Below are 23,123 nucleotides of genomic sequence, written 5' to 3' on the forward strand. Positions count from 1 at the left end.
CCTGGTGAAGATCTTGAGGTGACGTTGATACGACCGACAGACGAGGTGGCGGACCCGGGCGAGCCGGCGCGGCGCCGGGCCACCGGACGGGCCGTCGCCGTGCTCGTCCTGGTGGCCGTCGCGGCCCTGATCCCGCTGCTCGGCCCGCGCACCGCGCTGCACGGTACGGGCGAGGCCGCGGCGCCCGGCGTCGGTGGCATCGCACTGCTGCGTACGGTTGTGTTCGCGGCGCTGTGCGTCCCGGCGGGGGAACTGTTCGCGGCGCGGCTGGCCCGCCGGGTGCCCGGCGCGCCCCTGGCGGACGCGCCCCGCAGCTGGGCGTCCTCCACCGCTGCCGCCGGGTTCGTCGCCGCGCTGGGGCTCGCCTCGGTCGTGGCGACCGGCAATCTGCTGCCGCACCATCTCTCCGACATGGACGTCGGCGGGCTGTACCAGACGCGGGACGGCAAGCTGGCGCTCCTGGAGGTCAACGCGTTCGCGGTGGCGTGGCTGTGCGCCCGCTCGCGCCGGCCGGCCACCCAAGTGTGGCCGCTGGCCGCGGTGGTGGTCGCGGAGGCGCTGCGCGCCCATCCCACGACGGAGCACGGCCCGCTGGTCGGCTCCGGCCTGACGCTCGTTCACCTGACGTGCGCGGCGCTGTGGGTGGGCGGTCTGCTGCACGTCCTGAGGATGCTGCGCAAGTGGCGTCCTTCGGAGGCGGGTGTCGCGGTTCTCGGCCTCTACGCGCGCGTGGCGGCCGTTCTGTTCGCGGCGCTCACGGCGACGGGCACATGGAGCGCGCTGCGCCGGATGCCTCCTGGCACGGTCCTGGACCAGCTGACGTCGACGGCGTACGGTCGCACGCTGCTCGCGAAGGTGCTCGTCGTGGCCGCCGTCGCCGTCCTCGCCGTGTGGGCGCGCCTGCGCCTGCGGCGGGCGGCGGACCCGCTCAGCGCCTGCACGCCCGCGCGTGCGGAGGTCGTGGCGCTGGGCGTGGTCGTCGCGGTGTCGGGCGTACTGACGGCGCTGCCCCTGCCGATCAGGTGGTGACCGTCAGTCGGAGAGCGTCAGTTGGTGACGAGCACGTGGCCGTCAGTTGGTGACGAGCACCTTGAGCGCGGTCCGCTCGTCCATCGCCTTGTAGCCCTCGGGCACGCCCTCCAGGCCGACGGTCATGTCGAAGACGGGCGACGGGTCGATGGTCCCGTCCAGGACGTCGGGCAGCAGCTCCGGGATGTACGCGCGCACGGGCGCGACACCGCCGCGCAGGGCGATGTTCCGGTCGAACATCACGCTCAGGTCCAGGCCCGTGCCGCTGCCGTGCGGGACCCCGACGAAGCCGATGGCGCCGCCGTCGCGGGTGATGTTCACGGCCGTCCTCATGGACTGCTCGGTGCCGACCGCCTCGACGACACAGTGCGCGCCCTGTCCCCGCGTCAGCTCGCGCACGGCCTCGACGGCCGCGTCGCCGCGCTCGGCGACGACGTCCGTGGCGCCGAAGCGGCGCGCGATGTCCGTACGCACCTGGTGGCGTCCGAGCGCGATGATCCGCTCGGCTCCGAGCCGCTTGGCGGCCAGCACGGCGCACAGTCCGACGGCCCCGTCCCCGACGACGGCGACGGTCGCGCCCTTGCGGGCCCCCGCGCCGAGGGCCGCGTGGTGGCCGGTGCCCATGACGTCGGAGAGCGTCAGCAGGGCGGACAGCAGGTGGTCGTCGGAGGCCGCGTCCTTGGGCAGTTGTACGAGGGTGCCGTCGGCGAACGGCACGCGCACGGCCTCGCCCTGCCCGCCGTCGTACCCGACGGAACCCCAGAAGCCGCCGTGCTCGCACGACGTGGTGAGCCCCTCGCGGCAGTAGTCGCACACGCCGTCGGACCACATGAAGGGCGCGACGACCAGGTCACCGCGCCGCACCCCGCTCACCTCGGAGCCGGTCTCCTCGACGATGCCGAGGAACTCGTGCCCGATCCGCTGCCCCGGCTGCCGGGCCGCCTCGCCGCGGTACGCCCACAGGTCGCTGCCGCAGATGCAGGAGCGCAGCACCCGAACGACCGCGTCCGTGGGCAACTGCACCACGGGCTCGGCCACGTCCTCCACACGCATGTCGTACGGGGCGTGGATGGTGGTGGCGCGCATGGCGAGGGTCCTTCTCGTGCGGGGCGTCGGTGGATGCGCTCAGGGGGTGGTTGAGCGCATCTCACCGTACGCCGCCGACGGCGCGGGGCGCGCGCCGAGGGTGCCCAGCACCCCGCGGACCAGAAGATACTGGGCCGCGGCATAGGTGAGCATGATCCAGAAGTCCGGCCTCGGGAGCTGCGGCCAGTCGGCGACTCCGGTGGCGATGAGCGTGTCCGAGAGCATGAAGAGAGCGCCGCCGAGACCGGCGACGGGCCCGAGCCCGGTGGCCCCGTACGCCATCGCGGTCAGCAGCAGGCTGTAGCCCGCGACGGGGATGCGGAGATCGGCGGGCAGGTCGGGCCACAGGAGGACGACGGTGGCGACGAGGGCGACGGCGTACGCACCGGCGATCCACCCTCCCCGCGCGCGTGACGTTTTCCGGAAGAGCACGAGGTAGCACACGTGCCCCGCCGCGAAGGAGGCCATCCCCACCAGGAAGGCCGGGTCGGCGTCGGACAGCAGCAGGACGTCGCCGCCCCAGCCGCAGAGCAGGGCGGCGACCAGGAGCCGCGGGCCGCCCCGGACACCCACGTGGGCGGCGAGCAGCGGCATCAGGAGCGGCTTGGCGATCCGGTGCCCGAGGTCGAACCCGGCGGCCAGGGAGACGAGGTCCACGACGGTCGCCAGAGCGAACGAGACGAGTAGCACGCGCGCGTGGCGTGGGTTCACGCGACGGGCTCCGTGACCGGCGTCTTCGTGTCGGCCGCCGACGGCGCGGGCTGCCAGCCGGGCCCGCGGAAGACCCGCCCCACCCGCTCACGCCAACTCGCCGCCGTTTTCAGGTCCCTGGCGATGGCGGCGTACTCATGGGTGGCCACGCGCAAGGGGTTGTACGTGGCGATGTTCTTGGTGAGCCCGTAGACGGGCCGCGCGGTCTCCAGGACGAACGATCCGAAGAGCCGGTCCCAGACGATGAGGATCCCTCCGAAGTTGCGGTCCAGATAGCCGCCCTGGGAGGCGTGGTGGACGCGGTGATGGGAGGGCGTGTTGAAGACGAACTCGAAGGGGCGGGGCAGCTTGTCGATGCGCTCGGTGTGGATCCAGAACTGGTAGACGAGGTTCGCGGACGAGCAGAAGGCGAGCGCCGCCGGGTGCACGCCGAGGGCGATGAGCGGGACGTAGAAGGGCCACACGGTGAGGGACGTCCACGGCTGGCGCAGGGCGGTGGTGAGGTTGAACTTCCGGCTGGAGTGGTGGACGACGTGGCAGGCCCAGAGGATGCGGATGACATGGTGCCCGCGGTGCGACCAGTAGTAGAAGAAGTCCTGCGCGAGCAGCATCAGCGGCACGGTCCACCACAGGACGGGCACCCGCAGCGGCGTCAGTTCGTAGATCGCCCCGTAGATCGCGACGATCGGGAACTTCCACAGGAAGTCGAAGAACAGACTGCCGAGCCCCATGCCGACGCTCGTGGCGGCGTCCTTCGTCTCGTACCCCGCCTCGTCGTCGTCGGGATGGAGGCGCACGCTCACAATCTCGATCACTGTGAGCAGCACGAAGGCGGGTATCGACCAGACCACGACATTGGGGAGGTTCGGCATGGGTGCACCGTAGAACCGCTGGTCGGCTGCGGCTAGACGTTGTTACCCACAAGTATTACCGGCGGTACGCGCTTGCTTCTTGGCGATCTCCGCCAACGGGCGCTGTCGCGTCGGCCGGTGCGTTCACACGCCCGCCGCTCCCAGCAGGGTTCCCGCCACGTACGTCACCGCCATCGCCAGCGCGCCCCCGGCCACGTTCCGCAGCACCGCCCGGCCCGCGTCCGCCGACCCCAGGCGCGCGCTGCTCCACCCGGTGAGGACGAGCGCGGCCAGCACCGACACGACCGTGACCCCCAGCCGCCAGTCCGCCGGCGGGAGCACGATCGCCAGCAGCGGCAGCAGCGCGCCCACGGTGAAGGCGAGGAAGCTCGCCCCTGCGGCGTGCCACGGGTTGGTGAGCTCGTCGGGGTCGATGCCGAGCTCCACGCGCGCGTGGGCCTTCAAGGCGTCCCGCTCGGTGAGTTGTTCCGCCGCCTCGCGGGCCACGTCCCGCGACAGGCCCCGCGCCTCCAACAGCTGGGTCAGCTCCTCCAGTTCGGCCTCCGGCTGCTCCTTGAGCTCCCGTTTCTCCATGGCCAGGGCGGCCAACTCCGAGTCCCGCTGGGTGGAGACGGACACGTACTCGCCCGCCGCCATCGACATGGAGCCGGCCAGCAGTCCCGCGAGCCCCGCCGTGAGCAGCGCGGAGTGGTCGTCGGTGGCGCCGGCCACGCCGACGACGAGGCCCGCGGTGGAGACGATGCCGTCATTGGCGCCCAGGACGGCGGCCCGCAACCAGTTCAGCCGCGAGCCGAGCGCGCCTCCATGGGCCTCGTCGTGCGTTGGTTCCGTCACACGGGGAGGATCGCACTCCGGGTGCCGTCAGCGACGTATCGACCCGGCGGGCTTCCGGGCCGTCCGTACGCCCCGGGGCTTCACCACACCCGTACCGAGCCCCCCTTCGCGAACACCGGGCTCGTGGCGTCCGCGGGCGGCTCCCCCAGCGGCTCCGCGAGCTCCTCGACCGTCGGTCCCACCTTCGCCGCGATCGGGTCGAGGAGATCGAGATCGAAGCCGTACACGCGGGCAGCGTTGCCGCCGACCATCGCCGCGATCTCCTCCCGGGGCAGGCCCGCGTACGCGGTGCGCAGGCCCTCCCGGGAGTACGGGTAGGTGCCCTCGTCGTGCGGGTAGTCGCTGCCCCACATGATCTTGTCGAGGCCGATGCGGTCGCGCAGCGGCACCTCGTGCGGGCGCATGAAGCTGGCGCCGACGAAGCAGTTGTCCCGCCAGACTTCCGAAGGGCCCTTGCCCATCGCCGCGGCCAGTCCCGTGCCGAACTTCGCCTCGGCCGTGGACGCCTTCGTGGCGGCCGCCACCAGCCGCCCGTGGTAGTAGTCCAGCATGTCGAGCACCCCGGGGATCCAGCCCGAGCCCTGCTCGGTCAACACCAGTTTCAGGTCCGGGTGACGGCGGAACGCGCCGCCGAACACCAGGTGCCACAGGGCCCGGTGCGAGAACCACGTCGTCTCCACCATGAAGACCGCCCGCGCGGCGGGCTCGTCGCCCAGCGGGGGCGAGGCGGAGCCCGCGTGGTGGTTCACGGGGACGCCCAGCTCCGCGCAGACCGCCCAGATCGGGTCGTACGCCGAGGAGTACAGCTCGGGCAGGCCCGAACCCGGTGGGGTGCCGGGCAGCAGGAGGCCGCCCTTGAGGCCCGCGGCGGCGGCCCAGCGGATCTCCTTCACGGCCTCGTCCACGTCGTTCAGGAGGATCTGGCACACCCCCGCCCGGCGGCCCGGCGCGGCCGCGCAGAAGTCCGCGAGCCAGCGGTTGTGGGCGCGCAGCCCGGCCCAGCGCTGCTCGAACTCCTCGGCTGTGGGCGCCGGCGCCATGAGGGAGGCCGACGGAAAGAACGGCGGGATGGTGTTGGGGAAGACGACCTCCGCGACGATCCCGTCCGCCTCCAGCTCCGCGAGGCGCCGCTCGGAGTTCCAGTTCTTGTCGGCCGTGTCGGCGAGCAGGTCCTCGTACGGGTTGACGTAGGTGGCCGCCCACGCGTCGAACGCCTCGTGGTGTTGCTGCGCCAGGTACGGCTTGTAGTCCAGGAGATCGGCGCCCGCATGGCAGTCGGCCGAGATGACGGTGTAGCGGTCCTCGGCGGTCATCGATCCATCCCCAGTAGTGGTCATCGATCCACCCCCAGTACAGGGAAGTCGTGGTCCGTGAGCCAGTGGCGGCCCACCTCGCGCGAGCGCGCCCAGGACGCCTCGACGGCCGCCTGGTCGGCGGACTGGCCGAGGTCGGCCGGGGTCGGACCGATGCGCCCGGCCAGCGGCGTCAGCTTCTCCACGTCGAAGCCGAAGACCTCCGCGGCCGCGAGTCCCAGCATCCGGCGTGTCTCCTCGACGGGGATGTCGTGGAAGGTTTTCGCCAGCCACGCACGCGTGTCGGGCCAAGTGCCCTCGGGATGCGGGAAGTCGCTGCCCCAGAGGATGTTGTCGACGCCGATCTCGTACCGCTGGGCCAGCTCGCGACGCTTGGTGTTCGTCGCGCAGATGAAGAGCTGCCGGTCGAGGTACTCGTGCGGGGGCCGCTTCAGCTCCGCGAAGGGCGACAGCTTCTTGCCGCCGTGCGCGCCGAGGTAGAGGCGGTCCATGAACCAGAGGAGATTCGGCAGCCACCAGCAACCGGACTCCGCGACACCGAACTTGAGGCCCGGGTGCCGCTCGAAGACCCCCGACCACAGCAGGAACCAGAGGGGGCGGGCGGGCCACCAGGTCACCTCGCTGACGTAAATGCCGAGGTGGTCGCCGTACTCGTGGCGCGGCGCCGCCCCGGAGTGGGTGACCACCGGCATCCCGCACTCGGCGGCCGCCGCCCACACGGAGTCGTAACGGCGGTCGTGGTACGGCTCCTTGTCGACCCACATGGAGGGGATCATCAGGGCGCCGAGCCCCGACTCCTTCGCCCGGTGCACCTCTTCGACGACGCGTGAGGGCTCGGCCGTGATCGGCAACAGAGCGACCCCGCAGTGCCGTTCGGGGTTCTCGGACACGAAGTCGGCCAGCCAGCGGTTGTGCGCCTGCGCGCCCGCCATGCCGAGCTCCGGGTCCTGGTCGCCTGAGAGGCCGAGGCCCACGCCGAAGGGGGCGGCCGTCTGGCTGTCGACGGCGTCGGCGTCCGGGAAGACCACCTCGGCCGCCACGCCGTCGCCGTCCAGCTCCTTGAGGCGCTGCGCGGTATCCCAACCGCCGCGCAGACCCTCCTCGTTGTCCTGGAACCACTTGTTCGCGAACGCCTCGTTGCGGATACCGAGCCGCGTCATCTCCTCGCGGCGCCGGTCGCGGCCCGCGAGGAACTCGTCGAAGTCCCGGTGGAAACGGGCGTCCAGATAGGGCTGGTACTCCTCGGTGGGAAGTCCGGCGTGGCAGTCGGAGGAGATGATCAGGTACGGGTCCTGGCCGGTCATCGCCTGCCTCCTCAGTCCAGAATGAAGTTCTCTAGGTACGACGGGTCGGAGCGGTCGAGCATCGACTGCGACCGCGCCCGGATCTGCCGGTCGCTGTGCTCGCTCTCGGGCAGCAGCCAGAAGCGGCCCGCACGGATCCCCTCGGCGACGAGGTCGGCGACCTCCTCGACGGGCGTGAACCGCACCTCGTGGCCCGCCTCCTTCATCGCGGCCTCCCACTGGTCGAGGCTGCGGTACGGGGTCTTCCTGGGCTTCTGCTTCGCGTACCGCGAGGGCCGGTTGCGGTGCGACTCCCACAGGCCCGTACGGAGCATGTGGGGCCCCGGAAAGAGCACGGACGCGCCCACGCACGCGTGCTCCGCCTTCAGATGGGCATACAGCGACTCGGTCATCGTCACGACGGCCGCCTTGGTGACGGCGTACACGGAGGCGGTGGGCAGCGGGGCGATCCCACCGTCTCCGGAGGAGGTGTTGACGACGTGGCCCGGCTCTCCCCCGGCGATCATCCGCGGGACGAACGCCTGGATGCCGTGGAAGACGCCCCAGACGTTGACGGCGAACGCCCACTTCCAGTCGTTCGGGTCGTGCTCCCACATGCGGCCCTCGGCGCCGGAGCCGACACCGGCGTTGTTGCACAGCACGTGCACGGCGCCGTACTTCTCGTACGCGTCCTCGGCCAGCGCGACGACCTCCGAGCGCTCCCCGACGTCCACCACGCGCGCGTGCACGTCGGCGCCGTCCTCTCGCAGCTCGGCGGCGGCCTTCTCCAGGGCGCCCTCCTCGACGTCCGCGAGGACGACCTTCAGACCGTCCGCCGCGAACCGCCGCGCCATCGCGAGCCCGATGCCGCTCGCCGCTCCGGTGACGACGGCGACCTGACCTTCACGGAGATGCATCAGACGCTCCCCTCCGGCGGTCCGTCGAGGATCTGCTGCGGATCGTCGTAGCGCTGGTGGATGTACGGCAACAGGGCCTGGGCGCTGACCCGTTCGACGACCTTGCCCTTCTGGTCGGTGGTCTTCTCGCCGAGGGTGATCTCGACGAGTTCGCGTACGGGCAGGTCGGCGACCGGGTCGTACATCGACTCGCGCAGGACGACGTCCCCGGTGACGCGCTCCAGCTTGCGCACCTTCTCGTTGCGCAGACAGTGCACGAGGACGGGGTCGGCGTCGAAGCCCGAACCGTCCACCGCGGGAAGGAACTTGAAGTAGAAGTCGGTCTTCTGCGCGGGCTCGGGCAGCGGCAGGTCGCCGCTCACCGCGCCGCGCACCTCGACGAACGCGATGCCGTGCCGGGCGAGTGCGGCGCGCACGACGAGACCGTCGCGCTCGACCGTCACCTCGCCGAGCTTCTTGGGCTCCCCGAAGACCTCGCGGCCGCCGATGAGGGCCCGCTCGTGGGTCATCGGCATGACGAGCGGGTACCACCCCTCGACACCGTCGTGCGCCGCGGCGACGGCGAACGAGCCCGCGCCCAGCGGATATCCGGGCAGGTCGACCTTGCTGATGTTCACCCGCACCAGCGGCCGCCCGGTGGGTTTCAGCGGAGGCGGCAGGACCGCCGCGACCGCGTCCGGATCGCTCTCCCAGACGGCCACCACGCCGGTGGACCAGATGTCGGGGAGCTGGGAACTCGCGGTGCGCGCGGCGGCGATCTCCGCCTCGGTCCGTGCGCCGTACCTCACTCGTGCCATGTCGTACCGCCCCTCACCGAAGGCATCGAAGGTTCGGGCTTCGAAGGTCTGGGCTTCGAAGGTTTCTGATGGTCCGTCACTGGCGCCTGTAACACAGTTACAGCAGACTGCGCTCAGGGTAAATACGTGTGCGGACACGGACCTGGGAGCACCATGGGGAGACCGGCACTCACACGCGACGAGGTCCTGGAGACCGCCGCCGGGCTCGTGAAGCAGCACGGCCCGGACGCCCTGACGATGCGCAAGCTCGCCGCCGAGCTGGGCACCGCGGTCACCTCGATCTACTGGCACGTCGGCAATCGCGAGTCCCTGCTCGACGCACTCGTGGAGCGGACCGTCGCGGACCTCGGCGTGATCCGCCCCACCGGGCGCACGCCGGCGCAGCGCATCCTCTCGGTGGCCCGCGCCCTGCGCCGGCAGCTGCGCGACCATCCGCACCTCGTCGCGATGGTGCACGAACGCGGCCTGACCGAGCGGATGTTCCTGCCCGCGCAGCGGGCGCTGGTGCACGAGGTGCACGCGGCGGGGCTGCGGGGGGCGCGGGCCGCCGAGGTCGTGCGCGCGGTGCAGTTCCAGGTGGTGGGCTTCGTCCTCGTCGAGCGCAACCGGGAGCGGGCGCCGGTGCAGCGGCCGGCCGAGCAGGAGCTGTGGGGTGCCGAGGCGGCGGAGGATGACCCCGGCCTCGCGCGGGCGCTCGCCGGGCCGGTGGACGAGGAGAGGCTGTTCGTCGCCTCCGTAGGGGCGTTGGTGGGGGCGCTGCTCGGGCGGTGACACGGTGACGGGGCCGGGGGGGAGGTTTTTCGCCCCCTCCGCCCCTACCCGTCCCGTACCTGGGGGGCTCCGCCCCCCAGACCCCCCGTATCGCGCTGACGCGCTCGTCCTCAAACGCCGGACGGGCTGAAAGATTCAACCCCTCCGGCGTTTGAGGAGCGGGGGTTTGGGGGCGGAGCCCGGGGGCGAAAAACCCGGGACCTCGTGGCCCGGGGCCGCCGGCGTCAACTCCTGGAAGGCGGCGGCCGGGCTGTCAGTCGTGGCCCGTATCCTCATGGACCATGCTCGAAGACCTCACGACCGCAGCGTCCCCAGCCTCCTGGCCGGCCGCGTATCCGCAGGGGTACGCGGTCGTTGACGTGGAGACCACAGGCCTGGCCCGCGACGACCGGATAATCTCGGCCGCCGTCTACCGGCTGGACGCGCGCGGTGAGGTCGAGGACCACTGGTACACGATGGTCAACCCGGAGCGGGACCCGGGCCCGGTCTGGATCCACGGCTTGACGAGCGAGATGCTCGAAGGGGCGCCGCTCTTCCAGGACATCGCCGAGGAGTTCGCCGCCCGGCTCGCCGACCGCGTGCTGGTCGCACACAACGCGGTCTTCGACTGGTCGATGATCGCGCGGGAGTACGCGCGCGTGGAGCGCGAGGCGCCGGTGCGCCAACGGCTGTGCACCATCGCGCTCTCCAAGGAGCTGGGGCTGCCGCTGCCCAACCACAAGCTGGAGTCGCTGGCCGCGCACTTCGGGGTCGTACAGCAGCGGGCGCACCACGCGCTGGACGACGCGCGCGTACTGGCCGAGGCGTTCCGGCCGAGCCTGCACACCGCCGCGCGCGGCGGGGTGCGGCTGCCGCTGCTGGAGTGCCGGCCGCTCAAGGAGTGGTCCGACAGCCCCGCCGCGCCGCGGATCGGGCGACAGTCCGGCGGCTACCCCTCCGGGGGCGGCTACCCGTCCGGGAGTTGGCGCCCCTCGCGCAAACGTCCCGCATGCCCCTATCCCAACCCAGGCCGGTACGAAGAGGGCAAACCGCTCAAGCAGGGCATGCGGGTCGCGTTCTCCGGGGACACCTCCGTCGACCGCGAACTGCTGGAGGACCGCGCCATCGAGGCCGGGCTGCATGTCGCGACGAGCCTGTCCCGGCTGACCAGCCTGCTCGTCACCAACGACCCGGACTCCAGTACGTCGAAGGTGGTCAAGGCCAAGCAGTTCGGGACCCCGGTCATCGACGAGGCGGCGTTCGGCCAGCTGCTGCGGGACGTGGAGCCGGCGTCGGCGAAGTGACAGGGGGCCGCTGACGGACGTACGGGTGATTGGCGGGCGACTCGCCCGGCGCCCACTCGCCCGCGCCGCGTCGGCGCCCCACCCTGTGGCGCATGGCGAGATGCGAAGTATGTGGCAATGACTACGGCATGACGTTCGAGGTGCACGCGCAGGGTGCGGTGCACGTCTTCGACTGCTTCTCCTGCGCGATCCACCGGATGGCCCCCATCTGCGAGCACTGTCGCGTCCAGATCATCGGCCAAGGGGTCGAGGTCGAGGGCCACTGGTTCTGCGGCGCGCACTGCGCCCGGGCGGAGGGGAAGGTGGGGATCATCGACAAGGTGTGACCCCCGGTCCCGAGCCCGGCATGGGACATCGTCCCGCACCCGGCACGGGGCATCGTCCGAACCGGCACGGGCATGGCCCCGAGGCCGACACGGCATCGCCCCGAGGCCGACACGGGCATCGTCCCAAGCCCGGCACAGCGCATCGGACGGCCCTCGGCGGGACCCTCCCGTCGAGGGCCGAATCGTGCCGAGTACCGTCAATGGGGTGTACCGCTTCCTGTTGTCCCGGCAGTGGGTGATCCTCACCCTTGTGACCCTCGCGCTCATCCCCACGATGATCCGACTGGGCTTCTGGCAGCTGCACCGCCATGAACACAAGGTCGCGCTGAACACGGTGATCTCCGAGTCCCTGGCCGCGAAGCCGGTGCCCGCCGAGTCGCTCACCGGGCCGGGGCAGCACGTCAAGCACGACGACCTGTACCGCCGGGTGACCGCGAAGGGTCACTTCGACACCGCGCACGAAGAGGTCGTACGCCGCCGCACCAACTCCGACGGCGAGGTCGGCTACCACGTCCTGACCCCGTTCGTCCTGGACGACGGCCGGGTCCTCGTCGTCAACCGGGGCTGGGTCCCGGCGGACGGCGCGCAGACCGCGTTCCCGAAGATCCCGGCGCCCGCGCAGGGCGAGATCACCGTCACCGGCCGGCTGATGGCCGACGAGACGACCGCCGACAGCGGCATCAAGAACGTCCAGGGTCTGCCCGACCGTCAGGTCATGCTGATCAGCAGCGAGCAGGAGGCACGGCGGCTCGGCAAGCCGGTCCTCGGCGGCTACATCGAGCAGACCGCGCCGGAGCCCAAGGGCGACTCCCCCGAGCTGATCCCCGACCCCGAGCACAGCGACATCGGTCCGCACATGGCGTATGCGATCCAGTGGTGGCTGTTCTCGGCGGGCGTCCCCGTCGGCTGGGTGATCCTGGTCCGCCGCGAGCGCCGCGACCGCGCGGAGGCGGCCGCGGCGGAGGCCACGCCGGAGACGGCCGCGGCGGCCGTCTGACGCCGGGGACCGGCCCCCACGGGCGACCGGCCGGCCTGAGCCATTCCGGCACCCCGCCCGCGGGCGAGCACCCCGCACCACCCCGGCAGTCCCACCCCACAGGCGAGCACCCCGCACCACCCCGGCAACCCCACCCCACCCAGCCACCGCCCCGCGCCACTCTGGCGGCCCGATTGGCCGCTGCCCCCCTCGGGAACCCGTCCAGCGTGCACCAACGCATCGAGGACTACGCGCTCATCGGGGACGAGCAGACCGCCGCTCTGGTGGGCCGCGACGGCTCAGTCGACTGGTTGTGTCTGCCCCGGTTCGACTCGGCGGCCTGCTTCGCGGCGCTGCTGGGCGACGAGGACAACGGGCACTGGCGCATCGCACCGAAGGGGGCGGGCCCCTGCACGCGGCGCGCGTACCGTCCCGACACGCTCGTGCTCGACACCGAGTGGGACACCGACGAGGGCTCGGTCCGGGTGACCGACCTGATGCCGCAGCGCGACCGCGCCCCCGATCTCGTACGGATCGTCGAAGGGCTGAGCGGCCGGGTGACGATGCGCGGCCTGCTGCGGCTGCGCTTCGACTACGGCTCGATCGTGCCGTGGATGCGCCGGTCGGACGGCCATCGCGTGGCGGTCGCGGGCCCGGACTCGGTCTGGCTGCGCAGCGAGCCGCCCGTGCACACCTGGGGCAAGGACTTCGGTACGCACTCGGAGTTCACGGTCGCGGCGGGCGAGAAGGTCGCCTTCGTACTGACCTGGCATCCCTCGCACGAGCCGCGCCCGCCGCTCGTCGACCCGCACGAGGCACTGCGCACCAGCGTCGAGGACTGGCAGGCGTGGGCGGCGCGCTGCCGCTACGACGGCCCGCACCGGGACATCGTCATGCGCTCCCTGATCACCCTCAAGGCCCTCACCTACGCGCCGACCGGCGGCATCGTGGCCGCCCCCACCACCTCCCTGCCCGAAGATCTCGGCGGCGTCCGCAACTGGGACTACCGCTACTGCTGGCTGCGCGACTCCACGCTCACGCTCGGCGCGCTCCTGGCGGCCGGCTACCACGAGGAGGCCGAGGCCTGGCGCGACTGGCTGCTGCGCGCGGTCGCCGGCGACCCGGCGGACCTGCAGATCATGTACGGCCTCGCCGGCGAGCGCCGCCTGTCCGAGTACGAGGTGCCGTGGCTGCGCGGCTACGCGGACTCGTACCCGGTCCGGGTCGGCAACGACGCCGTCAAGCAGCTGCAGCTCGACGTGTACGGCGAGGTCACCGACTCGCTTTCGCTGGCCCGGCGTTCGGGCCTGCCGTCCAAGCCGCACATGTGGCGGGTGCAGGTCGCCCTGATGGAGTTCCTGCGCACCGCGTGGCACCAGCCCGACGAGGGGATCTGGGAGGTGCGCGGCCCGCGCCGGCACTTCGTGTACTCGAAGGTGATGGCGTGGGTGGCCGCCGACCGCGCGGTACGCGCCGTGGAGAGCAACCCCAAGCTGGAAGGCAACCTTGAGGGCTGGCGCGCGATGCGCGACGAGGTGCACCGGGAGGTGTGCGAGCGCGGCTACGACCCCGAGCGGCACACCTTCACACAGTCCTACGGTTCACGCGAGCTGGACGCCTCACTGCTGCTGATCCCCCGCGTCGGCTTCCTGCCGCCCGACGATCCGCGGGTCCTCGGCACCATCGACGCGGTCCACCGGGAACTCGGCCGCAACGGCCTCCTGCGCCGCTACAGCACCGAGGGGCCCGACATCGACGGGGTCGCGGGCGGCGAAGGCACCTTCGTGGTCTGCTCGTTCTGGCTCGCGGAGGCGCTGCACATGACGGGCCGGACGCGGGAGGCCCGCGAGATGTTCGAGCGGCTGGTGGGGCTGGCCAACGACGTGGGCCTGCTCTCCGAGGAGTACGACCCCGGCTCCGGCCGCCAGCTCGGCAACTTCCCGCAGGCGTTCAGCCATATCGGCCTGGTGGGTACCGCCCTCGCCCTGTTCGGGGGCGAGCAGGCAGGATAGGGGCCATGGATCTTGGACTGAAGGACCGTGTGTACGTCGTCACGGGAGCCACCCGTGGCCTGGGCAACGCCGCCGCTCGCGAACTCGTCGCCGACGGAGCGAAGCTCGTGGTGACGGGGCGCGACGAGAAGAGCGTCGCCGATGCCGCGTCCGCGCTCGGCCCGAACGCGGTCGGGGTCGCCGCCGACAACGCCGCCCCGGGGACCGCGCCCCGGCTGATCGCCGCCGCCCGTGAGCACTTCGGCGGCTTCGACGGCGTCCTGATCAGCGTCGGAGGCCCGCCGCCCGGGTTCGTCGCGGACAACACGGACGAGCAGTGGACGGCCGCGTTCGAATCGGTCTTCCTGGGCGCGGTGCGGCTGGCCCGCGCGGCCGCCGCGGAACTCGGCGAGGGCGGTGTCATCGGCTTCGTGCTCTCCGGTTCGGTGCACGAGCCGATCCCGGGACTCACCATCTCCAACGGTCTGCGCCCCGGCCTCGCGGGCTTCGCCAAGTCCCTCGCGGACGAGCTGGGCCCGCGCGGCATCCGTGTGATCGGCCTGCTCCCGTCCCGTATCGACACCGACCGCGTGCGCGAACTCGACAGCCTCTCCGCCGATCCGGAGGCCACCCGCGCGGCCAACGAGGCCCGCATTCCGCTGCGCCGCTACGGCACCCCGGAGGAGTTCGGCCGCGCGGCCGCGTTCCTGCTCTCACCGGCGGCGTCGTACCTCACGGGCATCATGCTGCCGGTGGACGGCGGGATGCGGAACGGGTTCTGACCTCTTGGACGGCCGTCTCCTTGGACGGCCGTCTCCTTGGGCAGGCGTCTCCTTGGGCAGGCGTCTCCTTGGGCAGGCGTCTCCTTGGGCAGGCGTGTCATTTACGGTCAAGTCACGCGCTCGGCCCGGTGCCTGACCCCGCGCAGGCGTACCTCCGCGGGGAGTGCGGCAAGGCCCGCCGAGTCCCGCGCGTGCGCGAGCGCCTCCGCCGTCAGCAGGTGCAGGGCGTCGCCGGGGTCCACATGAGGTTCCAGCAGGAGCCGCACCCGCGCCTCGGGCGCGCTGCGCCGCCCGGTCAGCAGGGTCTGTGCCTGTGCGACGCCGTCCAACTGCCCCGCCTCGGCGGCCAGTACGCCTTCCAGGGCCCGCCCGCGCAGCAGCGCGCCCTCGCCGTCGCCGGTGTCGACCAGCACTTCGGTGAGCCGGCGCCGGCGCAGCACGGCGGCCAGCCACCACAGGGCGAGCACCACGAGGACCGCGAGGCCGACGATGACGGCGGGCCACCACCAGCCGTGGTCGCGCCAGCGGGCCCGGTCGGCGTCACTGAGCAGCACATCGTGCTGTCCGTCGTGGATCCACCACGAGGGCGGGTTCAGTCCGAGGCCGATGGCCAGCACGGAACCGCCGAGGACGAGCAGCGCGAGACCGATGATCCCGATCAGGACGCGGTTGACGATCCGGAGCACCGCGCTCACCCCTTCCGTCCGGGCCGCGCGACATGCACCGACAGTGCGGGCGGCCGGGTGAGCCCGAGCCCCTTGATGCCGTCGGCGAGCGTGGCGTCCAAGTCGGCGCGTACGTCGTCCAGTTCACGGAAGTGCGAGACCGCGCGGACGTCGACCTTCGTACGTCCCATACGGACCCGGACCGACCGCACCCCGGCGACCTCCATGGCCCGGTCGCGCAGCGCCATCGCGGCGGCGCCCCGGTGCAGCCCTGCCCGGACGTCGGCGTGGGTGCGCCGCATCGGCAGGACGTCGCGCAGTCCGGGCGTGGCGGCGAGGACGATCAGCCAGATCCCGAGGGCGGCCGCGACTCCCGCGCCGACGAGCACCCAGGTGTCGTCGAGGGGCCGTTCGGCGAGCTGCCGGGCCAGCGACCTGCGCCAGTGCAGGGCGGGCCGGTGGGCGCGCACGGCCGCGATGTCGTACAGGAGAATGCCCGCGCCGACGAGGATCAGCACCGCGAGAATGCCGGCGGGGACGCGGCGCGCGGACCAGAAGCGGCCCTGGCCGCCGTCCTCGTCCTCGCGGGTCGGCGGCATCGGTTCGTAGGCGGCCGCGGAGGCGGACTGGCCGAGTTCCCGCTCGGTCGCCTTCTCCATGACGGGCATGCGTCGGGTGTCCTCGGAGCCCTGGGACTCGCTCATCGCGTCCTCCCCTGTGCCGCGCCGGGCGCCTGCGCCAGATGCAGCCGCTCCACCTGGACGGCCACCTCCGGCACTTCCATCCCCGCCAACGTCCTTACCCGCTGGGCGACATGGCGACGCACCGCATGGCACTGGCCACCGATGTCGGAGGGGTAGTCGAGTTCGACGCTGACGCGGACGCGGGCGCTGTCGTGGTGCACGACGACGCTCGCGTGCGGGGGCATGGCGTCCGGGGGCAGCGTCACGAGCGCCTCGCGCGCCGCCTGCGCGGCGATCTTCGCGACGACCCGGTCGGCGATCCGGGTCGCGCCCCGCTCGGCCGCCGCGACGGTCGTCACGGGCCGCCGTGGCTCACCGAGCCGGTCAACGTGACCTGGCACGCGTCACCGCCGCCGGCCGTCGCGGCTGCGGAAGAAGTCGCCGACGTCCAGGTCCCCCTCCAGGAACCGCCCGACGACGAACCCGATGGCCCCCAGGGCGGCCACCAGCAAGAAGGCCCCGAATCCGCCGAAGTACCCGGCGAAGGCCAGCGCCATTCCGGCGATCATGCCGATCACGGCCAAGCTCATGGTGTGCTCCTCAGCAGTTGGGTGGCCGAGTGATCACTAGCGGTTCGGTGGCCGGGCGGTCATCGGCCAGTCAGCGGGGCCGGGTGGTCACTGGAGCCGCGTCTCCGCCTCCTCCTCTTCTTCCTCGGGAAGCTTCACATCACTCACCGCGATGTTGACCTCCACGACCTCCAACCCTGTCATGCGCTCGACGGCCGCGATGACGTTCTCCCGTACGGCATGGGCGACATCACCGATCGACACGCCGTAGTCAACGACGATCTCCAGGTCGAGCGCGGTCTGCAGCTCGCCGACCTCGGCCTTCACACCCCGCGTGACGGACTTCGTACCGCCGGGCACACGATCGCGTACCGCCCCGAAGGTCCTGCTCAGTCCGCTGCCCATGGCATGCACGCCGACCACATCGCGGGCGGCGAGCCCGGCGATCTTCTCCACGACGCCGTCGGCGATCGTGGTCCGTCCCCGGGTGGCGGGATCACCCTCGCCGCGCTTGGTGACACTCGGCTTACGGGTCTGGGGCGCCCCCTTCTCGCCGGCGGGGGTCTCCGTCCGGTTCGGCTCCGTCATGTCGGTCATCGCCGTACGTCCCTTCCGGTCGTCCTCCTTTGCCCACAATAAGTGGGGTTGCGCGGTCGCGCCGGGGATGCGGCAGGCTGGAGCAATGACGGTGGACCGATGGACGCAGGTGGTACGGCATCAGCTCGGGCTCGGCAGACTGCTGCCCCTCGGCCTCCCGCGCGACGGCGCGTGGATCACGGAGGGGGCGGCCGAGTCGGTGCTGCGGCGCGCGGCGGAACCGGTGCGCGGCGTGCGCCTCGGCGTGCTCCGGATCGCACTCGCCGACCCTGACGAAGTGGACGACCCCGCCGTACCGCCGCCGCCCAGCGCGCTGCCGCCCGGTCCGCTGCGCATCAGCGCGGAGTTCGCGGCCCGGACGGATCCCACGGCCCCGGGCATCGAGCCGCTCCCGACGACCGCGGCCCGCCTGCGCCTGACCCTGGCCGCGGCGGCGACGGAACGCCTCGGCCTGTCGGTCACGGAGGTGGACCTACGGGTGACGGGGCTGCTCGAGGAGGACGAGCCCTCCGCCGCCGTAGGCCCCGACGAGGTGCGCGAGCCCTCCGCCGCCGTACGCACCGACGAGGTGCGCGAGGCCGCCGTTCCGACGGATCCCGAGGAGGCGCGGGTGGCGACCGCCGCCCTGTCGGTCCCGGGCGTGACCCACCTGACGGACGTCCTGGGCCGCCCCGTCCACATCACCGAAGTCACCGGCGAGGAGGCCACCCTGCCGCGTCGCCACGTCCGCGTGGAACTGGCGGTCTCGGCGCACGAGAGGACCGTAGACGTGGCAAGGGCCGTCAGAGCGGCGGTCATGGAGGCCCTGACGGACACCCCATCAGTGGCGGTACTGGTAACCGCCGTGCACTAGAGCGCTACTTCAGGGGCGCGGGGCTGTGACATGTGCGGCTCCGCCGCGTGGGCGCGACCAGCCCCCACCCACCCGCAGCACCCGACGGGCCTCAGTCACCCACACCCGCGAGGTCCCGGAGCCGTCGAGCCTGAGCGGCACGCTCAGCAACCCGCTGCTCCTCGTACGACCGCTCCTGCGCCCCACGCAACAACGCCTTCGTCTCGACGACAGCATCCCGCGGCGCGGCAAGCAGCGCCGCGACCAGGTCACGCACCGTGTCGTCGAGCTGGTCGACCGGCACCGCCAGGTTGGCGAGCCCGGTCCGCTCGGCCTCCTCGGCCGTCACAAAGCGGCCCGTCGCGCAGATTTCGAGCGCGCGGGCGTATCCCACCAGGCTCACCAGCGGATGCGTCCCCGTGAGATCGGGAACGAGCCCGAGACTGGTCTCGCGCATGGCGAACTGCACGTCGTCCGCGACGACGCGCAGATCGCAGGCGAGGGCGAGCTGGAACCCCGCACCGATGGCATGTCCCTGCACGGCGGCGATGGACACGATGTCGCTGCGCCGCCACCAGGTGAACGCCTCCTGGTATTCGGCGATGGTCGCGTCGAGCTCGGCATCGGAGCCGCGCGCGAGGTCGATGAACGACGGTTCCCCGTCGAAGCCCTCGGGCGTGAACGCCTGCCGGTCGAGCCCCGCGGAGAAGGACTGGCCCTCGGCGCGCAGGACGACCACCCGGACGGAGCCCGGCAGCGACCGCCCCGCCTGCGTCAACGCCCGCCACAGAGCAGGACTCTGGGCGTTGCGCTTGGCGGGATTGGTCAGTGTCACCGTGGCGATCGCGTCGTCGACGGTGAGCCGTACGCCGTCCTTGTCGAATACCGGGTCGAGCGAAGCCATGGGGCGCCTCCGATGGGTGCGGTCGGATCAGATGCGTACCCCACGAGGCACACACCTAAGTGACTGCACAGTAACCACCCGGTCGATCGCCCGACCGACCGGGTGGTCACCACCGAAGCCGATGGGTACGCCCGGCCTCAGGCCGAGGCGGCCTTCTTGCCCCGCGTCGCTCCGCCACGCCCTCGGAGCGTGACGCCCGACTCGCTGAGCATCCGGTGCACGAAGCCATACGAGCGGCCGGTCTCTTCGGCCAGCGCTCGGATGCTCGCACCGGAGTCGTACTTCTTCTTCAGGTCTGCCGCGAGCTTGTCGCGCGCGGCGCCGGTCACCCGGCTGCCCTTCTTCAGAGTCTCGGCCACCCGTGCCTCCTCATGGGAAGTGCGCTCTGGACTCTCATGATCACCCCTCCTGGGCCTCATGGCCACCCATTCGGCAAGGTCCGTAAGACAAGGTTTTGACGACAGGAGGCCATCCCCACGAGTGGAATTCTTGGTTCCGGCTGTCGTCGTCCGTACGGCCGAACGGGTTCTTCCGCGAAGTACCTGGTCAGCGACGCGAGACGGCCGAGCCCTTGGGAACAATGGGCTCGGCCGCGAAATCGATGTACGACACACCTCGGTACGAGGAGATCTCACACAGATGATGGATCACGGATCGGCCGAATGATCCATACGCAGTGGATCAGTCATTCGATCACGCGGGGCTGACCCCCGCCGTGGAGTGCGCGACAGCTAGGCGAGGGCCACCAGGTCCGCGTAGTCGGCGCCCCACAGGTCCTCGACGCCGTCCGGCAGCAGGATGATCCGCTCCGGCTGGAGCGCCTCGACGGCGCCCTCGTCGTGGGTGACGAGGACGACGGCGCCCTTGTAGGTGCGCAGCGCGCCGAGGATCTCCTCGCGGCTGGCCGGGTCGAGGTTGTTCGTCGGCTCGTCGAGGAGGAGGACGTTCGCGGAGGAGACCACGAGGGTCGCGAGCGCAAGGCGGGTCTTCTCGCCGCCGGACAGGACGCCGGCGGGCTTGTCGACGTCGTCGCCGGAGAACAGGAACGAGCCGAGCGTCTTGCGGACCTCGACCAGGTCCAGGTCGGGGGCGGCGGAGCGCATGTTCTCCAGGACCGTGCGCTCGGGGTCGAGGGTCTCGTGCTCCTGCGCGTAGTAGCCGAGCTTGAGGCCGTGGCCCTGCACGACCTCGCCGGTGTCGGGCTGCTCGACGCCGCCGAGGAGCCTGAGGAGGGTGGTCTTTCCGGCACCGTTCAGACCGAGGATGACGACGCGCGAGCCCTTGTCGATGGCCAGGTCGACGTCGGTGAAGATCTCCAGGGAGCCGTACGACTTCGACAGGCTCTCGGCGGTGAGCGGCGTCCTGCCGCAGGGCGCGGGCTCCGGGAAGCGCAGCTTGGCGACCTTGTCGGAGGCGCGTACCGCCTCGAGTCCGGCGAGCAGCCGGTCGGCGCGCTTGGCCATGTTCTGCGCGGCGACGGTCTTGGTCGCCTTGGCGCGCATCTTGTCGGCCTGCGCGTTCAGCGCGGCGGCCTTCTTCTCGGCGTTCTGCCGCTCGCGCTTGCGGCGCTTCTCGTCGGCCTCGCGCTGCTGCTGGTAGAGCTTCCAGCCCATGTTGTAGACGTCGATCTGGGCGCGGTTGGCGTCCAGGTAGAAGACCTTGTTGACGACCGTCTCGACGAGGTCGACGTCGTGGGAGATCACGATGAAGCCGCCGCGGTACGTCTTCAGGTAGTCGCGCAGCCAGACGATCGAGTCGGCGTCGAGGTGGTTGGTCGGCTCGTCGAGCAGGAGTGTGTCCGCGTCCGAGAAGAGGATCCGGGCGAGCTCGATACGGCGGCGCTGACCGCCGGAGAGCGTATGCAGGGGCTGGCCGAGCACACGGTCGGGCAGGTTGAGCGCGGCGGCGATGGTGGCGGCCTCGGCCTCGGCGGAGTACCCGCCCTTGGTGAGGAACTCCGTCTCCTGGCGCTCGTACTGCCGAAGGGCCTTCTCGCGGGTGGCGCCCGTGCCGTTGGCGATGCGCTGTTCGTTGTCGCGCATCTTGCGGATCAGGGTGTCCAGGCCGCGCGCGGAGAGGATGCGGTCGCTGGCGAGCACGTCGAGGTCGCCGGTGCGCGGGTCCTGCGGCAGATAGCCGACCTCGCCGGAGCGGGCGACGGTGCCGGCGGCGGGGATGCCCTCACCCGCGAGGACCTTGGTGAGCGTCGTCTTGCCGGCGCCATTGCGGCCGACCAGACCGATGCGGTCACCCTTGGTGATACGGAAGGTGGCGGACTCGATGAGGACGCGGGCGCCGGCGCGCAGCTCGATACCGGAGGCGGAGATCACGGACAGACTCCAGGGCAGGTCGTTGGCGGGGTGGACGGCTGAGGACGTTCCCGCCGTCTAATGCGCGAGGAGAATGGCCATGGGCCAAGTCTAACGGGGCGGTGCAACCACTTTTTCTGTGTGCGGGTGTTCGGCACTGTGATACTCGCCCCGCCGCTCGTTGCCCAGCGGCGCCCGGTTCCGGGTGATCCTGCCCAGCTCGTCCACGGCGATGATCTCGCCGGTCCAGAGGTCGGTCGTGGCGCAGGGCTGCGCGATCAGGAGCGCGCTGCCGTGGCGCACCGCGCGCGCGGGCTCGAAGGCGCAGCCGCTGTGGGCGGGCAGCACCCAGCGCAGGTCCCCGTCGGCGATGCGGTACGCGGCGATGCGCTGTGGGGTGACGACGGCGAGCATGCGGGCGCCCAGGGTCCGCAGCACGCCCGTTCCCCCGTGGGCGGCGAGCCAGGGTGCGGCCCCGGGCAGGGCCCGGTGCCAGCGGACCGCGCTGCCGTCACCGCGCACGGTGGCGGTGACCAGTCCGTCGTCCCAGAGCGCGATCGCGTCCCCGCGCGCGGGGAGCACCATCAGCGGACGCCTGCCCTCTCGCGTGTACGTCCACCGGGGGCGCCCGGTCGCCGCGTCATACGCCTCGACGGTGCCCCCTGTCGTACGCAGCGGGGGTCGCGTCCCGTACTCCACGCGCGCGTGGACGGCGCGGACGGTGAGGTGGTCTCCGTAGGGGGCGGTACGGGCCTGGTGGGCCGCCGCGAGGAGGGGGACCGCCAGCAGGAGGGCGAGGGTGGCGGGCAGGAAGGTACGAGGGGTACGGCGTCGGCCGACGGAAGGTGGCAGCTGCGGGGCCGAAGCCTCCGTGGCTGAGACGGTCGTCGGGACCGCCTCCGTCACCTTGGTCGCCAGAACGACCACCGCGCCCCCTTCCCCACCACAGCTTCGTCACCACGCCCACGGATCAGGCGCAGAGCGTAGACGCGGGTCGCTGGAGGGCCGTCGGGACACGACGGACGGGCGGAAGCGCGTCCCCCGTTCGGACCGCCGCCCGGGGCCGGGGACCGGGGCGCGTACGAGGATGGCGCCACGGAGCGACGTACGCAGAGGGTGGTGTGCCCATGCAGTTCGACGACGACGCCAGCCTGGACACCTCCGAGGTCCAGGATGTGCGCGGCAGTCGAAATCCCCGGCGGCAGGGCGACCGTCGGTGGCGGAATCGCCGGCCTGATCGCGCTGCTCTTCGGCCCGTTCTTCGGCCCGTTCTTCGGCCCGCTCTTCGGCCCGCTCTTCGGGATCGGTCCCGACCAGCTCCAACCCGCACGCTCCCCAACGGTCTTCTTCAGAAGCCGGGTCGGCACGGCCTGCGGTCCCGCCATGTCCGCCGTCGGGCCCTTCTACTGGCCCGGCGACCGCATGGTCTATCTGGACCTCGGCTTCTTCGACGAGCTGCGCGCCAAGTTCGGCTCCGGCGGCGGGCCGTTCGCGCAGGCGCACGTGGTCGCGCACGAGTACGGGCACCACGTGCAGGACCTGATGGCGCGGTGCAACGCGTTCCGCTGAGGCAGGACGGCACAGCGCACGCGG

The 23,123-nt window shown here is 71.8% G+C and carries 25 protein-coding genes and 1 pseudogene; 9 read left to right on the forward strand and 17 right to left on the reverse strand.

Annotated elements, in window-relative coordinates:
* Window positions 1-18 precede the first annotated feature (18 nt).
* Window positions 19-1,029, forward strand: coding sequence for a CopD family protein (locus tag ACFY0T_RS32180; protein WP_388878350.1), 1,011 nt, complete (start codon window positions 19-21; stop codon window positions 1,027-1,029).
* A 42-nt stretch (window positions 1,030-1,071) separates the two neighbouring features.
* Here ACFY0T_RS32180 and ACFY0T_RS32185 read toward each other — a convergent pair whose 3' ends face one another.
* From ACFY0T_RS32185 to ACFY0T_RS32220, 8 genes are all read right to left on the reverse strand, one after another.
* On the reverse strand, window positions 1,072-2,115 hold the full coding sequence (locus tag ACFY0T_RS32185) for a zinc-dependent alcohol dehydrogenase family protein (RefSeq protein WP_388878353.1): 1,044 nt from the start codon (window positions 2,113-2,115) through the stop codon (window positions 1,072-1,074).
* Between the two features lie 39 nt (window positions 2,116-2,154).
* Window positions 2,155-2,826, reverse strand: coding sequence for a lysoplasmalogenase (locus ACFY0T_RS32190; RefSeq protein WP_388878355.1), 672 nt, complete (start codon window positions 2,824-2,826; stop codon window positions 2,155-2,157).
* Window positions 2,823-3,698 carry a sterol desaturase family protein gene (locus ACFY0T_RS32195; protein WP_388878358.1) on the reverse strand — a complete coding sequence of 292 codons (876 nt, stop codon included), beginning with the start codon at window positions 3,696-3,698 and terminating at the stop codon, window positions 2,823-2,825. Before ACFY0T_RS32195 ends, ACFY0T_RS32190 begins: the two co-directional genes overlap by 4 nt.
* A 123-nt stretch (window positions 3,699-3,821) precedes the next feature.
* On the reverse strand, window positions 3,822-4,532 hold the full coding sequence (locus ACFY0T_RS32200; RefSeq protein WP_388878361.1) for a VIT family protein: 711 nt from the start codon (window positions 4,530-4,532) through the stop codon (window positions 3,822-3,824).
* 80 nt (window positions 4,533-4,612) lie between these two features.
* Window positions 4,613-5,869, reverse strand: coding sequence for an amidohydrolase family protein (locus ACFY0T_RS32205; RefSeq protein ID WP_388878364.1), 1,257 nt, complete (start codon window positions 5,867-5,869; stop codon window positions 4,613-4,615).
* Window positions 5,866-7,149 (reverse strand): amidohydrolase family protein, encoded by a 1,284-nt coding sequence (locus tag ACFY0T_RS32210; RefSeq protein WP_388878367.1) that lies wholly within the window; start codon window positions 7,147-7,149, stop codon window positions 5,866-5,868. The genes ACFY0T_RS32205 and ACFY0T_RS32210 overlap by 4 nt, the downstream gene beginning before the upstream one ends.
* An 11-nt stretch (window positions 7,150-7,160) precedes the next feature.
* Complete coding sequence (locus ACFY0T_RS32215) at window positions 7,161-8,045, reverse strand: SDR family NAD(P)-dependent oxidoreductase (RefSeq protein ID WP_388878370.1); 885 nt, start codon at window positions 8,043-8,045, stop codon at window positions 7,161-7,163.
* Window positions 8,045-8,842, reverse strand: coding sequence for an acetoacetate decarboxylase family protein (locus ACFY0T_RS32220; protein WP_388878373.1), 798 nt, complete (start codon window positions 8,840-8,842; stop codon window positions 8,045-8,047). Before ACFY0T_RS32220 ends, ACFY0T_RS32215 begins: the two co-directional genes overlap by 1 nt.
* Before the next feature lie 153 nt (window positions 8,843-8,995).
* Here ACFY0T_RS32220 and ACFY0T_RS32225 point away from each other — a divergent pair, with 153 nt between their 5' ends.
* From ACFY0T_RS32225 to ACFY0T_RS32250, 6 genes are all read left to right on the forward strand, one after another.
* Window positions 8,996-9,613, forward strand: coding sequence for a TetR/AcrR family transcriptional regulator (locus ACFY0T_RS32225; protein ID WP_388878375.1), 618 nt, complete (start codon window positions 8,996-8,998; stop codon window positions 9,611-9,613).
* Between the two features lie 281 nt (window positions 9,614-9,894).
* Window positions 9,895-10,896 (forward strand): DEDDh family exonuclease, encoded by a 1,002-nt coding sequence (locus ACFY0T_RS32230; RefSeq protein WP_388878378.1) that lies wholly within the window; start codon window positions 9,895-9,897, stop codon window positions 10,894-10,896.
* Window positions 10,897-10,988: 92 nt separating this feature from the next.
* Window positions 10,989-11,222 (forward strand): hypothetical protein, encoded by a 234-nt coding sequence (locus ACFY0T_RS32235; protein ID WP_054232337.1) that lies wholly within the window; start codon window positions 10,989-10,991, stop codon window positions 11,220-11,222.
* Window positions 11,223-11,427: 205 nt separating this feature from the next.
* Window positions 11,428-12,219: an SURF1 family protein gene (locus ACFY0T_RS32240; RefSeq protein WP_388878847.1), complete on the forward strand. Its 792-nt coding sequence runs from the start codon at window positions 11,428-11,430 to the stop codon at window positions 12,217-12,219.
* Window positions 12,220-12,425: 206 nt separating this feature from the next.
* Window positions 12,426-14,210, forward strand: coding sequence for a glycoside hydrolase family 15 protein (locus ACFY0T_RS32245; protein WP_388878381.1), 1,785 nt, complete (start codon window positions 12,426-12,428; stop codon window positions 14,208-14,210).
* Between the two features lie 5 nt (window positions 14,211-14,215).
* Window positions 14,216-14,971, forward strand: a complete 756-nt coding sequence (locus ACFY0T_RS32250; RefSeq protein WP_388878383.1) for an SDR family oxidoreductase — start codon at window positions 14,216-14,218, stop codon at window positions 14,969-14,971.
* 107 nt (window positions 14,972-15,078) lie between these two features.
* Here the strand turns inward: ACFY0T_RS32250 and amaP are convergent, their stop codons facing one another.
* The 5 genes from amaP to ACFY0T_RS32275 all read right to left on the reverse strand — a co-directional run bounded on the left by amaP (window position 15,079) and on the right by ACFY0T_RS32275 (window position 17,485).
* Window positions 15,079-15,666: an alkaline shock response membrane anchor protein AmaP gene (gene amaP / locus ACFY0T_RS32255; protein ID WP_388878386.1), complete on the reverse strand. Its 588-nt coding sequence runs from the start codon at window positions 15,664-15,666 to the stop codon at window positions 15,079-15,081.
* Window positions 15,663-16,340, reverse strand: coding sequence for a DUF6286 domain-containing protein (locus ACFY0T_RS32260; protein WP_388878389.1), 678 nt, complete (start codon window positions 16,338-16,340; stop codon window positions 15,663-15,665). Before ACFY0T_RS32260 ends, amaP begins: the two co-directional genes overlap by 4 nt.
* Window positions 16,337-16,678 carry an Asp23/Gls24 family envelope stress response protein gene (locus tag ACFY0T_RS32265; RefSeq protein ID WP_388878391.1) on the reverse strand — a complete coding sequence of 114 codons (342 nt, stop codon included), beginning with the start codon at window positions 16,676-16,678 and terminating at the stop codon, window positions 16,337-16,339. The genes ACFY0T_RS32260 and ACFY0T_RS32265 overlap by 4 nt, the downstream gene beginning before the upstream one ends.
* A gap of 45 nt (window positions 16,679-16,723) precedes the next feature.
* On the reverse strand, window positions 16,724-16,909 hold the full coding sequence (locus ACFY0T_RS32270; protein WP_388878393.1) for a hypothetical protein: 186 nt from the start codon (window positions 16,907-16,909) through the stop codon (window positions 16,724-16,726).
* Between the two features lie 87 nt (window positions 16,910-16,996).
* Entirely contained in the window at window positions 16,997-17,485 is a 489-nt protein-coding gene (locus ACFY0T_RS32275; RefSeq protein ID WP_388878396.1) for an Asp23/Gls24 family envelope stress response protein, read from the reverse strand.
* 85 nt (window positions 17,486-17,570) lie between these two features.
* Between ACFY0T_RS32275 and ACFY0T_RS32280 the strand changes: the two genes are divergently transcribed.
* The gene (locus ACFY0T_RS32280; protein ID WP_388878398.1) at window positions 17,571-18,338 is read left to right on the forward strand and encodes a nucleopolyhedrovirus P10 family protein; all 768 of its coding nucleotides are present in this window, start codon (window positions 17,571-17,573) and stop codon (window positions 18,336-18,338) included.
* 91 nt (window positions 18,339-18,429) lie between these two features.
* Here the strand turns inward: ACFY0T_RS32280 and ACFY0T_RS32285 are convergent, their stop codons facing one another.
* From ACFY0T_RS32285 to ACFY0T_RS32300, 4 genes are all read right to left on the reverse strand, one after another.
* Complete coding sequence (locus ACFY0T_RS32285) at window positions 18,430-19,221, reverse strand: enoyl-CoA hydratase/isomerase family protein (RefSeq protein WP_388878404.1); 792 nt, start codon at window positions 19,219-19,221, stop codon at window positions 18,430-18,432.
* Window positions 19,222-19,358: 137 nt separating this feature from the next.
* A complete protein-coding gene (locus tag ACFY0T_RS32290) occupies window positions 19,359-19,580 on the reverse strand; it encodes a helix-turn-helix domain-containing protein (protein ID WP_006123601.1) in 222 nt (73 codons plus the stop codon).
* Window positions 19,581-19,952: 372 nt separating this feature from the next.
* Window positions 19,953-21,551: an ABC-F family ATP-binding cassette domain-containing protein gene (locus ACFY0T_RS32295; protein WP_388878407.1), complete on the reverse strand. Its 1,599-nt coding sequence runs from the start codon at window positions 21,549-21,551 to the stop codon at window positions 19,953-19,955.
* Between the two features lie 90 nt (window positions 21,552-21,641).
* Complete coding sequence (locus tag ACFY0T_RS32300) at window positions 21,642-22,457, reverse strand: PQQ-binding-like beta-propeller repeat protein (RefSeq protein ID WP_388878410.1); 816 nt, start codon at window positions 22,455-22,457, stop codon at window positions 21,642-21,644.
* A gap of 200 nt (window positions 22,458-22,657) precedes the next feature.
* Between ACFY0T_RS32300 and ACFY0T_RS32305 the strand changes: the two are divergent.
* Window positions 22,658-23,075, forward strand: a pseudogene (locus tag ACFY0T_RS32305) (neutral zinc metallopeptidase); the annotation flags it as partial.
* Window positions 23,076-23,123: the final 48 nt, after the last annotated feature.

Origin of the sequence: Streptomyces sp. NPDC001530, assembly GCF_042894545.1 — a bacterium.
Lineage (GTDB): Bacteria > Actinomycetota > Actinomycetes > Streptomycetales > Streptomycetaceae > Streptomyces.